The organism is Acinetobacter sp. YH18001 (genome assembly GCF_013416975.1).
Classification (GTDB): Bacteria; Pseudomonadota; Gammaproteobacteria; order Pseudomonadales; family Moraxellaceae; genus Acinetobacter; species Acinetobacter pseudolwoffii.
In genome coordinates, this window is sequence record NZ_VPEU01000004.1 from 86,528 (window position 1) to 101,695 (window position 15,168).

12 protein-coding genes are annotated in these 15,168 nt (G+C 46.8%); 1 reads left to right on the forward strand and 11 read right to left on the reverse strand.

The window, feature by feature from the left end; all coding sequences use genetic code 11:
• Positions 1-70: 70 nt before the first annotated feature.
• The 11 genes from FTV48_RS02700 to FTV48_RS02750 form a co-directional block, all read right to left on the reverse strand.
• Positions 71-475: a Na+/H+ antiporter subunit G gene (locus FTV48_RS02700; protein ID WP_005094378.1), complete on the reverse strand. Its 405-nt coding sequence runs from the start codon at positions 473-475 to the stop codon at positions 71-73.
• A 10-nt stretch (positions 476-485) separates the two neighbouring features.
• A complete protein-coding gene (locus tag FTV48_RS02705) occupies positions 486-761 on the reverse strand; it encodes a monovalent cation/H+ antiporter subunit F (protein WP_005094376.1) in 276 nt (91 codons plus the stop codon).
• Positions 758-1,276, reverse strand: coding sequence for a Na+/H+ antiporter subunit E (locus FTV48_RS02710; RefSeq protein WP_179999316.1), 519 nt, complete (start codon positions 1,274-1,276; stop codon positions 758-760). Before FTV48_RS02710 ends, FTV48_RS02705 begins: the two co-directional genes overlap by 4 nt.
• Positions 1,276-3,084 (reverse strand): monovalent cation/H+ antiporter subunit D, encoded by a 1,809-nt coding sequence (locus FTV48_RS02715; RefSeq protein ID WP_159138538.1) that lies wholly within the window; start codon positions 3,082-3,084, stop codon positions 1,276-1,278. The genes FTV48_RS02710 and FTV48_RS02715 overlap by 1 nt, the downstream gene beginning before the upstream one ends.
• Positions 3,084-3,449 carry a Na+/H+ antiporter subunit C gene (locus FTV48_RS02720; RefSeq protein ID WP_005168933.1) on the reverse strand — a complete coding sequence of 122 codons (366 nt, stop codon included), beginning with the start codon at positions 3,447-3,449 and terminating at the stop codon, positions 3,084-3,086. The genes FTV48_RS02715 and FTV48_RS02720 overlap by 1 nt, the downstream gene beginning before the upstream one ends.
• Positions 3,450-3,453: 4 nt before the next feature.
• The gene (locus FTV48_RS02725; protein WP_005094368.1) at positions 3,454-6,291 is read right to left on the reverse strand and encodes a monovalent cation/H+ antiporter subunit A; all 2,838 of its coding nucleotides are present in this window, start codon (positions 6,289-6,291) and stop codon (positions 3,454-3,456) included.
• Positions 6,292-6,737: 446 nt separating this feature from the next.
• Positions 6,738-8,120, reverse strand: a complete 1,383-nt coding sequence (locus FTV48_RS02730) for an AAA family ATPase (RefSeq protein WP_179999318.1) — start codon at positions 8,118-8,120, stop codon at positions 6,738-6,740.
• Between the two features lie 33 nt (positions 8,121-8,153).
• Positions 8,154-9,656: a UvrD-helicase domain-containing protein gene (locus FTV48_RS02735; protein ID WP_179999340.1), complete on the reverse strand. Its 1,503-nt coding sequence runs from the start codon at positions 9,654-9,656 to the stop codon at positions 8,154-8,156.
• A gap of 15 nt (positions 9,657-9,671) precedes the next feature.
• Entirely contained in the window at positions 9,672-10,454 is a 783-nt protein-coding gene (gene hisIE, locus FTV48_RS02740; RefSeq protein ID WP_179999320.1) for a bifunctional phosphoribosyl-AMP cyclohydrolase/phosphoribosyl-ATP diphosphatase HisIE, read from the reverse strand.
• Between the two features lie 226 nt (positions 10,455-10,680).
• On the reverse strand, positions 10,681-11,568 hold the full coding sequence (locus FTV48_RS02745) for an SDR family NAD(P)-dependent oxidoreductase (protein ID WP_074383640.1): 888 nt from the start codon (positions 11,566-11,568) through the stop codon (positions 10,681-10,683).
• Between the two features lie 296 nt (positions 11,569-11,864).
• Positions 11,865-13,142 (reverse strand): O-acetylhomoserine aminocarboxypropyltransferase/cysteine synthase family protein, encoded by a 1,278-nt coding sequence (locus FTV48_RS02750; protein WP_005168919.1) that lies wholly within the window; start codon positions 13,140-13,142, stop codon positions 11,865-11,867.
• Positions 13,143-13,452: 310 nt separating this feature from the next.
• Here FTV48_RS02750 and ettA point away from each other — a divergent pair, with 310 nt between their 5' ends.
• Positions 13,453-15,114 carry an energy-dependent translational throttle protein EttA gene (gene ettA / locus FTV48_RS02755; RefSeq protein ID WP_005168915.1) on the forward strand — a complete coding sequence of 554 codons (1,662 nt, stop codon included), beginning with the start codon at positions 13,453-13,455 and terminating at the stop codon, positions 15,112-15,114.
• Positions 15,115-15,168 lie beyond the last annotated feature (54 nt).

The window sequence follows — 15,168 nt, forward strand, 5'->3', positions numbered from 1 at the left end:
TTTTTTATTGCTGGCTTTATTAAAAATTTAAAAAATAGAAGTGAATCGACCTATCTAAAAATAGTCCAAATCAAGTGAGATCATCATTTTTATGATTCATTTTTTTCTCATAAAAAGCACGGCGACGCGAACGTTGCCAAGGCAGAGGGCGCTCCAGTGTTTCTGGAACCTCGCCACTTAGCGAGCGTAAACGTAAATGCAATGCTGCCTGCGCCATCAGATTGGCCGATACGGGTGCAGTGATAAAAGCAAACAGGGTAATCAGCACTTCAGCAAAACCGAAACGGCCGTACATGGCAGAAAAAATAATCGCGGCAATCAGAAAACTGCCCAAGCCCAAGGTACTGGATTTGGTCGGTGCATGCAGCCGCATAAACAGATCGGGCAGGCGCACCATCCCGATCCCACCGACCAGCATGAAGAAAGCACCAATCAATAAAAAAATCGAAACTAGTATTTCTAAAATTAACGGCATTTAAAAACTCCTAGTCGATGACATGGCCAGTGGTGAAATAACGCGCCAAAGCTGCTGTAGAGACAAAGCCGAGCATCGCCACCAGTAAGGCCTCTTCAAACAGAAAAGTGCTACTCCAGTAAATTCCCAAAATGACAATCAGACAGGTGGCATTCAGGAACAGGGTATCGAGTGCCAAGAGGCGGTCAACGATAGAAGGGCCGGTAATGAGTCGGATCAGGCAGAGTAACATCGAGACAGTGACTGCACCCAGGCAAATCATTAATGCATAAGGCAGAATCGTCATATTTTTTCTCCTGTCTGTACGCTGAAAATTTTAAGCAAGGGCTGTTCATAACGTTGTTTGATCAGCTCGATTTCAGCTGCTTCATCATCCGTGCTTAAAGCATGCACCAGAATATCACCACGATCCTGATCAATACCGGCAGTGACTGTGCCCGGTGTGGTGGTAATAATCATGGCCAGTAAGGTGTTGACTTCTTCATGCTCGGTTTCCAGAGGCACACGGAACCATTTGGGATGTAGGTTTTTGGTCGGACCCAAGACCAGTTTTGCAACTTTAAGATTGGCCACCACAATGTCCCAGACCACGACAAAGAACAGACGCAGCGCAGGCCGCCACTGGATATTCGGGGTATAGTCAATAAACGGCGCGACCATTTTGGGAATGACAATCGCCAGAAGCAGGGCCACCAGCAAGGTTCCGGCTTCTGTGCTATGTGACAGTAAAGTCCAGCTGAGTCCCACGATTACAGAAACCAACGGGTGCGGGAACCAACGTTGCAGGAATGATTCAGCCATTAAGGTCCCTCCGCCGGTTTAAGTTGATTATCATCATGTTGGGTTTGTTCAATATGCTGCTGGTCAATCTGACGTTGTTTGAATTCAGAAATATTTTCACCTTCTAAAGTGGCTTCTGAAATCATATAAGGAATCAGATGTGCATTTGGATCCACCACCTCGCCACCATATTTGGTTTCTGGCAAATAACTTGGATCAAAGGGTTGCACACTAATAAATTGACCTTCTGCATCACGTTTTAACAGGGCAGCTTCATAGACCGGATTGTTTTTAATCTGTTCTGCCGTCTGATAGTTATATTGATAGATCGGTCCAGCAAATACAACATAAGCTGTTAAGCCGGCAAGTAGCAAATAGATCGTGTGATCATTACGTGCAGGTGCCTTACTGGGTAAAGCTTCATATTTGTGGAAATCATCAGAATTCAAATCATCTTCAGGTTTGGTTGAGCGCCAGAACAGCATAAAGCCGACTCGAGTAAAAGCCAGAATACTGAGGAAACTCACCAGCAGAATGGTCAGGATAATGATCATCTGATGCTCTGAATTGGCAGAAGCCTGCAAAATAAAGACTTTGCCAAAGAAGCCGCTGAACGGTGGCAGACCGGCCATCATCAAGGCAATGATGAAATAGACAATCGAAACCAGCTTGTTCTGTTTCATCAGCGGTGCGATTTTAAAATGATCTTTGAACTCACCGCGCTGTGAGGTAATCCAGCCAGACAGGATATAAAATGCCGCAGCAATCAGGGTACTGTGTACCATATAGTATAGGGCGCCGGCCCAGGCTGCCGTCGTATTCATGCCAATGGCCACCAGAATCGTACCGACTGAAGACAGCACCATAAAGCCGACAAAACGGCGCAGGCGTTCTGTACCAATCGCACAAATGACACCATAAACTGAAGTAATCAGACCAATCACCAGTAGACAGTTCATTAGAATCTGATGGCTATACTCATCATCAAAAACAGTTCCATTGATTCGCAAAATCGCATAGATCCCGACTTTGGTCATGATGGTAAAGAGTGCGGCAACAGGGGTGGTGGCTACGGCATAGGTTTTGGGTAACCAGAAGCCCACCGGCAGCATTGCCGCCTTAATCCCGAAGACCACGAATAGCATGAGTCCACCGGCAACGGCCAGTTTATGCTGATCTGCTGCCAAGGTAGGCATTAAGCGCGCCACATCGGCCATGTTCAGACTGCCGACACTGCCATAAATCATGCCGAGTCCAATCAGGAACAGCGCAGAAGCCAGCAGGTTAATGGTGACGTAATGAATTCCCAGCTGGAAACGCGCCTTGCCCTGTCCATGCAATAGCAGCACATAGGACGCCATCAGCAAGATTTCAAAGAATACGAACAGGTTGAATAAGTCACCGGTCAGGAAGGCGCCGGTCAGGCCCATCAGCAGGAAATGCACCATGGTATGGAAATAACGGCCACGGGTATCCCATTCTTTACTGGCATACCAGACCACCGGTACTGCCAGGGCATAGGTCAACACCAGCATCATGGCAGAGAGTTGGTCCAGCACCAGCACGATTCCAAAAGGTGCCGCCCATTCGCCCAGTGTATATACACTGACTTGACCCTGACTGCTGTCAATTAAATAACTGACCGCAATGATCAGACCCAAGATACCCGAGATATGGCTGATACCACGACGCCAAGGCTGACGCCAGTCTGTGGTCAGGGAGCCAGAACCCGGATTGCCTAAAAGTACCAGACTAAAAGCGGTAATGGCCGGTAAAAGAATACTGAAAATTGGCGTATGTTGAGACCAGAAGTGAAGAAGATCAGTCATTAAGGCTCATCCTCACGTGGGTCAATCTGAGGTGTTTCTTCTTTTGAATCAACGTGGTCTGTTCCTGATTCATAACGGCTACGCAGTGCCAGCTGAACAATAAAGGCAGTGGTGGCAAAGCCAATCACGATGGCGGTCAGCACCAGTGCCTGCGGAAGGGGATCGGTGACTCTGGAGGCCTCGGTCAATACGGCAGGCGAATTCATCTGGATCCGCCCCATGGCAAATAAAAACAGGTTGACCGCATAACCAATCATGGCCAAGCCCAGCACCACCGGAAAAGTACGCGCACGCAGAATCAGATAGATTCCAGTGGCGGCGAGTAGACCAATGGCGGAGGCTAATAAAAATTCTAAACTCATCATTCTATTATCCTCTTGGTACTGGGCCAGTCATACTGGAGTGACGTGAATCGCCCAGGACAGAAATCATCAGCATGGTCGCACCGACTACAGTGACATAGACACCGACATCAAACAGCGCCGCCGAAGCCAGATGCATTTCTCCAATCACGGGTGGCGAGACATAGATATGCGCGCTGGTCAGGAATGGGCGTGACCAGAACCAGGCCGCAACCCCGGTCAAACCGGCAATAGTTAAACCCACGCCAATCCAGATTTCATACAAACGACCAGATTTGGCACCCAGCAACTGTTCAGTTTTATCCTGTCCCACTGCAATATATTGAATAATTAAGGCTAGTGAGGTGACTAATCCTGCAATGAATCCACCGCCCGGCAGGTTATGGCCACGCATAAAGATATACAGGCTGACTACCAGAGCTACAGGTAAAATCCATGATGCCGTGATACGTAACATCAAGGGGGAGGGATTAAATCGATAGGTCAAACCTTGGGTCATGGTGGTGCCATGCGCACGCATGCCATCCATCAGGCTAAGCACACCAATCGCGGCAATCCCGAGTACAGTAATTTCGCCGAAGGTATCGAAACCACGGAAGTCGACCAGAATCACATTGACCACATTGGTGCCGCCGCCGAGTGGAATTGACTGCTGCAGGAAGAACCATGAAATAGAATTATGATCACGGGTCATGATCAGCCAGGCGATGGTGGCAATACCGAGACCGCCGCCCAGCGCAATGATCGCATCGCGCCAGCGCCGGGTTGGACTGGATTCATAAGGGGTTAGCTGCGGTAGCAGAGATAAACTCATTAATAACAAGACGGTGGTTACCACATCGACTGTAATTTGGGTCAATGCCAGGTCAGGTGCCGAGAAGCCAATAAAGACCATGGTTACCACCAGACCCACTGCACCACTGATCAGTACCGCTTTAATCCGTTCATGATGGAACCATAGCAGCATCCAGCAGGCAGAAAATAGCAACATCCACAAGACAATGGCCAGGGCAGGGGCGTGGGTCAGCTCACGCGTACCGCTACCGATACCATTGGATAGCAATGGGAAACCAACCAGACCGATGGTAAAGATCACAATCCACAATAAATAGCTTTGTAATTTGCCAGTTTCAGTGGCATGGCGGAAACGACGTGAATTTAACAGCAGATTTTTCAGGAACAGGTCAAACAGGATCCGACCCTGTAAGCGGCCCAGTTTTGGATCCAGATCAATTTCACGTAAGGCACCACCTTTGGCCAGAGAAAAGTAAAACACTGCACCACCGGCCAAAGCAATCACACTCATTAATAATGGCAGATTAAACCCATGCCAGAGGGCCAGATGCGTACCTTCAAAAGCAAAATTTTGAGTCGTTGCCTGCGTGGTACTATTCACGATTTTTTCGACCAAAAGTGCTGGCAATAGACCCACTAAAATACATAGAAATGCCAGTAAAGTGGCGGGTGCGCGCATGCCAAATGGTGGCTCATGCGCATTTTTATTCGGGACTTGCTTGCCCAGTGGGCCGTCGAAAAATACCCCATGCACCAGACGAATCGAATAAGTGACTGCAAAAATTCCGGCCAATGTTGCCACAATGGCTGAACCGACCAGCACTGGCCCGCTTAAATTGGCCACCAGCTCAGTAAAGAACATCTCTTTGGAGAGGAAACCATTGGTCAATGGAACACCGGCCATAGAGGCCGCAGTGATCATGGTCAGCGTTGCAGTAAAGGGCAGCAGTTGCCACAGACCGGAAAGCTTACGTAAATCACGGGTGCCAGATTCATGATCGATAATACCGGCAATCATAAACAGGGCCGCTTTAAAGGTCGCGTGGTTAATAATATGGAAAATTGCCGCTGCGACTGCCAGTGGAGAACCAATCCCGAGCAGACACATGATCAGACCCAGATGACTGATGGTTGAATAGGCCAACAGGCCTTTCAGATCTTCCTTAAAAATGGCAAAAAAGGCGGCCATGCACAGGGTAAACAGACCGACAAAGGTCACAATATTATGAAACAGTGCCGCGCCAGCAAAAATCGGGAGTAAACGTGCGACCAGAAACAGGCCGGCTTTGACCATGGTGGCCGAGTGTAAATAGGCAGAGACCGGTGTCGGTGCTGCCATGGCATTGGGTAACCAGAAATGGAAGGGGAACTGCGCACTTTTGGTAAAGGCACCGAGTAAAATCAGCAACAAAGTGGGAACAAATAGCGCATGTGACTGGATCTGTTCAGTCATCGTCAGGATTTGATCAATCTGATAAGTGCCGGTAATTTGACCCAGCAGGATGAAGCCACCAAGCATGGCCAAGCCACCCATGCCGGTAATGGTCAAGGCCATACGTGAGCCGCGCTGTGCGGCTTCGTAATTGCTCCAATAGCCCACCAGTAAAAATGATGAAATACTGGTGAGTTCCCAGAAAACCAGCAGGATCAGCAAGTTATTTGACAATGAAATTCCGAGCATGGCTGCCATAAACAGCATCAGCAAGAAATAAAGTTTGCTCAGCGAATTTTTAGGATTGAGATAATAATAGGCATAAATATAGATCAGGGTGCCTATGCCACTGATCAGCAAGGCAAACAGCAGGGCCAGAGAATCCAGACGGAAACTAAAATCGATCCCGAGCTGGGGCAGCCAGGACCAGGTCTGAATGATCACGGCACCATCAAAGATGGCAGGCGCCTGACTCAATAATAATAAGAAACTGCTGAGGCTGACACCAATTGCCCCTAAAGCCGTTACCCCGCGCGAAAATTGCTTCAGCCACGAGACAAGGGTTGTGCCTAATACTAACGGTAACAATATAATAATCGGCAGCACACTCGTATCCATTGTCGTGATTTAGGTTGTGACCAACCTAGGGTGAATCTTCATCTTTCAAGGACTACAGGATTACAAGGAGCAACCCAAACTTCTCAATCTTGAAAGCCAAAAGAATATTCAAAAAGAATATAAAAACAGTTGTATTGCGCAACTTATAAACGATAGCAAATTCCGATTTTACAATGAAATTCGCAAATAAAACCGATCATATTACAGGATAACAACAACATCAACGTTTTTATGTCGAACTTATAAATTATACGCGAGCAGGCTTTTGGCGTGGGGTGGATGCTTAAACAGATCATCCAGAAGTGACCGAAAATTAAGATTAAATTGCAAGCATTGATTGTAAATATGACTAAATGCAGTTTTACAATTGCAAAAAGACAGCACTAAAATGGTCTGGATAAATCTCGATATTCATCGAAACGATCATTACTGTTTTTCAACGTTACTTAGAGCGATTGCGGTAGCGTCGGCTGATCCTGAGCAAGTAAACGTAACAATTCCTGCTGCTGTTCAGGATTCAACTGTTGCTGAATCCGCTGTAATACAGCAAGCGGTGTAGTCGGTTCGGTGACGGTTTCTATTAGCGCTTCTTCGGCAGGAATTGCGTCTGGATCAGTATGTAGACCCATTTCGGCATAGATCTGATCAAACTGGATTTTCATGCTTTCAAGATGAATTGGATGCAACTGTTTATTTTCGAGTCTTAAGCACTGAAAGGCCTGTGCATGTTCCAGTAACTCAGGTCGGTTGCCGGTGGCAATAATTTGCAAGTTAGGAAATGCCTGATGCAGACGTGGCAGAATCTCTGCTGCCAGATCCTGATCCAGCTGATGATCAATGGCATCAATCAACAACACTCCTGTACCTTCCTGACATGGAAATAAACTGTTCGGGTTGAGCAGACAAAGACGCCGTACAATATCGCCCACCAGTGCAATCCAGGTGCGGATGCTATTGGGAAGTTGCTGAAAAGTAAAACTCTTGTCCTGATAGGTCAGCATCAGTTGCAGCTTGGGCTGGTATTTTAACTCAATCTGGCTGATGTCAGGCAGTACCTGCGACAGGGCGTTTTTTAAGGCCGTTAAATGCGGGGTATGCAGCTGTGCTTGCGCTTTTTCAATCTGCCGCGCCAGTTCATCTCCCCGAATATCTTCAGGCTGCTGCAAGGCACGCGCTAAAATCTGATCCATGATCTTGGCGCTTTGCGCATTTTCAATATCACTGACTTCACGCAACCATTCAAAGAAACGGGCAAAGGTCGTAAACGGAATCGCGCCAATGTCGTAAGCATACGCTGTATGGAAAATGGCCGGATTGTTTTTGCTGATCAGATTGACGTCATTGACAAAGCGGTCGGTAGGATAATAGGCAATTAGCGGCAAGCCGAGCAGAGGATCATTGAGCCGGGCTTTCTGATAAAGCCCAAGCATGCTGTCCAGTTGCACGGTTTCTGCTTTGCTAAAGCCGAGTCCCTGACTATTTAAAGTCTTATAGACTTGCCAGGAACAGCTCTGTTGCTGTGCAGCTTCAGTCTGGCTGGATTCTGTAAGCGCTGAAACCTCTTCGGGAAAGCCAACCCGGATATCAATTTTGGATTGCAGCCGGTGTTGCATGATGTCCTGATCAGGCATCACCAGACCGGCAGCCCGGCTATCGCGATAACGCGCTGCAAACCAGGTCAGCGCCTGATAAGCACAGCGTAACAAAGTGGTTTTGCCAGTACCCTGATTGCCCAAAATTAAGGTAAGCGGATATTGTGAATAATCAAGCTGAAGCTGAATCTCTGGAAAATGCAGGGTGTGTTTCAGTTGAAGCGCTTCGATGTGCATAGATCACCTGTACCATGATTTTACATCCATACCTTAACCGACGGCTTGACGAAGCGACTGCGGCATCTTGATCTTCAGTTGTTGAATCAGGTCATAAATGTGATGAATATTTAAGCTTACTTTAGCACGTGTACAGGCCACGTAAAGTAAACGTAGCTCTTCATCACTAATTTTATGATCTTTTTCATTCAGCTTAAACTGATAGTCATCTTCAATATGCACCCGTTCCCACTCCAGACCTTTGGCCTTATGTGCAGTGGAAATAATATAGTCCGCCTGTCCAATCGGGGTGATTTTGGCCAGGGCTTTTTTCAATGGATCGGTGCCATGTTCATCGACCAGTTTAACCAGCGGTTTGATATCGCTACCTTCATTGGTTTCACAGTATTCATGCACATCATGCCAGGAATTAAACCAAGCCAATTCCGGCACATCGACCACACGTTTGCCCTGTTTCAACATGGCAGCCGCATCGACAAAACGATTCAGTTTGACATGATCGGCTTGCAGGCTGACTTTATCACCACGCACCAGTCCGGCAAGTAACAGTTCCATGGCCCGGGCATTGGTCCGGCATAAAATTGCATCCCGCATTTTGGTATGCGGTTTATTCACGACTTTAGAATCTAACAACGGATTGCCAAGCAAAGGCACGGTTTCATTCAGTGCACCTAAAATGGCATTGGCATTTAACGCGATTTCAGGGCCAAAACGAAACGATGTGGTCAGGCGTGATTCGGGTAAAGGCAGTTGCTGCATGGCATTCACCGCACCGCGCCAAGCATAAATCTGCTGATGCGCATCACCGACATAAATCACCTGAGTATTCCGCTGTTTCAGCAAAATTCCGAGCATGAGTGGGTCGGCATCCTGCGCTTCATCAAACAGCACATAATCGGCCGGAATATTCGGTTCAGACAGCGCCCAGAGTTTCAGGTAAATATCATGGCCAATCCCGGCCTGATGATTGGGATCGATTGATTCTAGCCAGCGCCGTTCTACGGCCGGATAAAGTTTCTTTTGCAGGATCTCAATATCATCTGGATGTAACCAGCTCGGTGCCTGAATATGCCGCGGAGCAGGGTATTGCGAACTGGTCGAACAGAAATAGCCAACCGCATTGGCGACTAAACTCGCCAGACGCGAAGGCATCAAGACATATTTTTCATAACGCCCACCCATCATACGGCGCATGGTCATTGGTTCCAGACGGTATTCTTTGGCAATAAAGCTTGGGCTTAAACGGGGCAGACGCAGCTTGTCGGTGATTCCACGTTGAACACTGCGAAATGCCAGCGAGTGAAAAGTGCGGCAATCTACGCCGCGATGAAATTTGGCTTGCGCTTCACTGGCAATGGCTTTGTTGAAAGCCAGATACATGCCACGCCGTTCAGGCATGGCATCACTGATCATTTGTAATGTGGTGGTTTTACCTGTGCCGGCATAGGCAATCACTTTAAAGGAATTACCCAGACGGGCATTATCGATGGCAGTGGCCTGCTCATAAGTGGCCTTGGGTTTTTGCAGATCAGACACAGGCATATTCATCATTTAATGCTGACGGCTGGCTTTTTCAACCAGACCGGATAAGCCCTGACGACGTGCCAGCTCATTCAAGACCAGTTGCGGTTCGATATCGAAATAACCCAGCATCACAATGGTATGGAACCACAGATCAGCAACTTCATAGATCAGATCATTTTTATTGTCTTCAGAGACCTGAGCGTTGAAATCTTTGGCTGCCAGTACGGTTTCAAAGCTTTCTTCGCCGACTTTTTCTAAAATCTTGTTCAGGCCTTTATGGTACAGCTTGGCCACATAAGACGAATCTGGATCAGCCTGTTTGCGTTCTGCCATCATTTGGCCCAGATAGGACAAGACTTCGACCTGTTCAGATTGAGCGGTTGACGCTTCCATCGCCAGCGTATGCGGATTTGTGGATTTTTCACCATAAATCGCAGACGGGTGTTTCAGCTGTGCATCGACAATTTCCCAGCCATTTGGCGTGAGTTTGCGATAGAAACAGGATTCACGACCGGTATGGCAGGCAATGCCGCCATGTTGTTCAATTTGCAGCACAATCACATCGGCATCACAGTCCAGACGGATTTCATGTACTGTTTGAAAATGTCCTGATTCTTCGCCCTTATGCCATAATTTGCTGCGTGAACGGGAGAAATACACGGCTTGGTTTTTCTCAGCCGTCAGTGCTAGCGCTTCACGATTCATCCAGGCCACCATCAAGACACGACCAGTTTGATGATGCTGGGCAATGGCAGGGACTAATCCTTGTTCGTTAAATTTTACTTCATCGAGCCATTGCGCGTTGTTCATAAGGGTTTCCATCATTTCAATCAAAATATAAAAATACGGATAGGAAATATCCGCAGATAGTGTACGTGATCTCGCAGCATTTGCGGCAAAAATCTGTGTCGATAAAGACAGGCTATGTCGTGTGTGATCCAGATGAGCTTGCTTTCACCTAGAGATTTAAAACTGAGACATCAAAAAAGCCGCCCGGTCGGCGGCTCGTATTTTCAGGAAATTATCCCAGTAAAAATTACCAGTGTTCGCCCGGGAACAGCCGTGCATATGCTTTTTGCACCAAATTTAATTTTTGTGGTTGACCCACAGAGGCACTTGAACTTGGGAACAGGTTATAACCAATCGACATCAGAACATTGTTGATATCCGGGGCAATCGAATAAGTAATCGAGGCCAGACGACCCAAACCGGTCGCAACTTTCTTCGGGCGTTTCACGATGGCATAGGCAATCAGGTCAGCCGCCTGTTCCGGAGAAAGTGTCGGTACATATTTATAGATTTTGGTTGGTGCAATCATCGGAGTGCGTACCAAAGGCATATAGATCGAGGTGATTGCGATTTTATGCGAATGTACTTCGGCAGACAGGCAGCGACTAAAAGCATCCAGCGCAGCTTTTGAAGCAACATAGGCCGAAAAACGGGTGGCATTGGCCAGTACGCCAATCGAACTGATGTTAATGATATGACCCGCGCGACGGATCATCATTTGTGGCAGGATATTCATGACCAGACGCACGGCGCCGAAATAGTTCAGCTGCATGGTCCGTTCAAAATCATGGAAGCGGTCGACCGATTCATGCACGGCGCGGCGAATCGAACGACCCGCATTATTGATCAGAATATCAATATGATCGACTGAGGCAATGATCTGTTTGGACACCTCATCAATCGACTCCATATTGTTTAAATCGCATGGAAAGATTGAGGCTTTGCCGCCTTTGGCTTCAATGTCTGCTTTTACTTGTTCTAGGGTTTCTTGAGTACGGGCCACCAGTAAAACATGCGCACCTGCATCGGCCAGTTGATGTGCCGTCGTTAACCCAATACCGCTGGATGCGCCGGTGATCAGGACGGTTTTACCTGCAACAGATTTTTCCAGTTGTTTGTGTAGTCTAGTTTTCACATTTGTTATCCCTAATTTGAAGTCAGCGTTCAAATTATTTTTATTAAAGGTGTATGGCGCTCTAACAGGAGATGAGAGCGAAGGTGAGTACAGATATGATAACCAATTCTTCAGGAAAATCTATAAATTAAACTATTGAAATTAAAATAAAAATTAGAGTAATTGCTCTATTTGTGTTCGCTATTTCATTTAACTTTTACCATGAAAATAAAAAGCAAAGCAAGTGGCTGTTTTAGAATATAAATAAAAAAACTCCACCAGAAAGGGTGGAGTTTTGAGTCAGATGAAACACGCCTTTAAACGGTCGCTAGTGCCTGTTCCAGATCCGCGATCAGGTCATCAATATGTTCAATCCCAATCGAGAGTCGCACCATATCTTCACTGACACCTGCTGATTTTAACTCCTCAGCATTGAGTTGGCGATGTGTGGTGGTCGCCGGATGACAAGCGAGACTTTTGGCATCGCCGATATTGACCAGACGGGTAAACAGTTGCAGCGCATCAATAAAACGTGTGCCGCCTTCAAGACCATGCTCTACGCCAAAGGTCAGAATCGCAGACGGTTTACCTTTCACATATTTTTGTGCCAAGGCATGTTGTGGATGATCTTTCAGACCAGCGTAATTGACCCATTTTACTTTAGGATGCTGCTGTAAATATTCCGCAATTTTAAGCGCATTTTCAGTATGACGCTCCATACGCAGACTTAAAGTCTCCAAACCTTGCAGGATCAGAAACACATTTTGCGGGCTGATCGCAGCCCCAGTATTGCGTAGTGGCACCACACGCGCTCGAGCGATATAAGCCGCTTCACCGAGAACTTCGACATAGTTTACGCCGTGGTAGCTTGGATCGGGGGTATTCAGCGCGGGAAAGCGTTCAGGATATTTACCCCACGGGAATTTACCGCTATCGACAATGATGCCACCAATCGAATTGCCATGACCGCCGATATATTTGGTCAATGAATGCACGATAATGTCGGCACCAAAATCAAAAGATTTTTGTAGCACTGGCGTTGCCACCGTGTTGTCCACGACCACAGGCACACCGTACTCATGCGCGATTTTTGCAATCTCTTCCAGATCAATAATATTACCCAGTGGATTACCAATGGATTCCACAAAGACCAGTTTGGTCTTGTCATCAATTAAACTACGCAAGCTTTCCGGTTTTTCATAATCAAAGAAACGCACGTCAATACCTTGCTTCGGCAGGGTGTGTGCGAACAGGTTATAGGTGCCGCCATAGAGCGTAGATACGGATGCAATATTGTCGCCGGCTTCAGCAATGGTCTGAATCGCATAGGTAATTGCAGCCATACCAGACGCTAAAGCAAGTGCGCCAATCCCGCCTTCAAGTGCGGCGATACGTTGCTCTAACACCGCCGTGGTCGGGTTCATGATCCGGGTATAGATATTGCCCTGTACCTTTAAATCGAACAAATCGGCCCCATGTTGAGTATTGTCAAAGGCATAAGATGTGGTTTGGTAAATTGGCACTGCTACTGCTTTGGTGGTGGCTTCAGGGCTATAACCTGCATGAATCGCAAGGGTTTCTGCTTTATAACTCATTATGACTGATCTTCTTGTGTTTAAGTTTATGACTTGAGTGTAACATTTTCATATATAAGTAAAAGTGCAATTTTACTGAAATAGATAGATGAAATAATCATATATAAATTGGGATTCGACGCACTTATTTGACTTAAATCAGCTGTTTGAAAAATCACCATAAATAAACTTGTAACAATGCATTGAAGTTCATGGCAATGGCTTATGTTTTCGCAGCTTTCTGCGTATAATAGCCGATTATTTTTTCGCTCTTTTTTGAGCTGGGGTGGTTGTTTTAACCCCATTTGGTTTTTCAGTTGAGGAGTCCTACGTGGCCCAATATATTTATACGATGAACCGAGTGTCTAAGATGGTGCCGCCGAAACGCGAAATCCTGAAAGATATCTCCTTATCATTTTTCCCGGGCGCAAAAATTGGTGTGCTTGGTCTAAACGGTGCAGGTAAATCGACCTTGCTTCGTATTATGGCGGGCGTAGATAAAGATTTCTCTGGTGAAGCACGTGCACAACCAGGTACTAAAATCGGTTATCTCGAGCAAGAGCCGCCTTTAGATGAAACTAAAGACGTGCGTGGCAACGTTGAAGATGGTCTGCGTGAGCCGCTGGATGCTTTGGCACGTCTTGACGAAGTATTTGCAGAATATGCAGCAGAAGATGCTGACTTTGATGCACTTGCAAAAGAGCAAGAAAAGCTCGAAGCCATTATCCATGCATGGGATGCACATAACCTTGCCAATCAGATGGATCAGGCAGCTGCTGCACTGAACCTTCCAGCGTGGGATGCCGATGTTAAACTGCTTTCAGGTGGTGAACGCCGCCGTGTGGCACTGTGCCGTTTGCTCTTGTCTAAGCCAGACATGTTGCTTCTTGACGAACCGACGAACCATTTAGATGCATCATCTGTTGCCTGGTTAGAACGTTTCTTGAAAGACTTCCCGGGTACCATCGTTGCGATTACGCATGACCGTTATTTCTTGGATAACGTGGCTGAGTGGATTCTTGAGCTTGACCGTGGCATGGGCATTCCATACCAAGGTAACTACTCTTCTTGGTTAGAGCAGAAAAATGCGCGTCTAGAGCAAGAGAACAAGCAAGAAGAATCTTTTGCTAAAGCATTGAAAAAAGAACTTGAATGGGTTCGCTCAAATGCCAAAGGCCAGCAAAAGAAAAACAAAGCGCGTATGGAGCGTTTTGAAGAGCTTAACTCGCGTGAATTCCAACAGCGTAACGAAACCTCTGAAATCTACATTCCACCTGGCCCACGTCTAGGCAACAAGGTTGTAGAAGTTGAAGGCATCAGCAAATCGTTTGGTGATCGTACCCTGTATAAAGATTTATCATTCGTTGTACCGCCTGCTGCGATCGTGGGTATCGTCGGTGAGAACGGTGCAGGTAAAACCACACTGTTCCGCATGATGACCGGTGAACAACAACCGGATACCGGTTCTGTGGTACTGGGTGAGTCGGTGAAAGTGGCTTATGTGGGTCAGATTCGTGACACGCTTGATGACAACAAAACGGTTTGGGAAGAAGTTTCTGGCGGTTTAGACATCTTGAAGATTGGCGAATACGAAATTGCATCTCGTGCATATATCGGTCGTTTTAACTTTAAAGGCCAGGATCAGCAAAAACGTGTCGGTCAATTGTCAGGTGGTGAGCGTAACCGTTTACAACTGGCTAAAATCCTGCAAATGGGCGCAAACGTAATCTTGCTCGATGAACCGTCAAACGACCTGGATATCGAAACCTTACGTGCGCTTGAGGATGCCATTCTGGTGTTCCCGGGTACTGTGATGGTGATCTCGCATGACCGTTGGTTCCTGGACCGTATTGCAACGCACATTTTGTCATTTGAAGGCGAAACACCTGAATTCTTCACCGGTAACTATGCTGAGTTTGAAGAATATCGCCGTAAGCGCGATGGTGATGATCTGGTTGCGAAGCGTCAAAAATACCGTAAAATTGGTGTTTAATCCCTGATTTTAAAATAAAAAACCAGCCTTCGGGCTGGTTTTTGTGCTTATAGG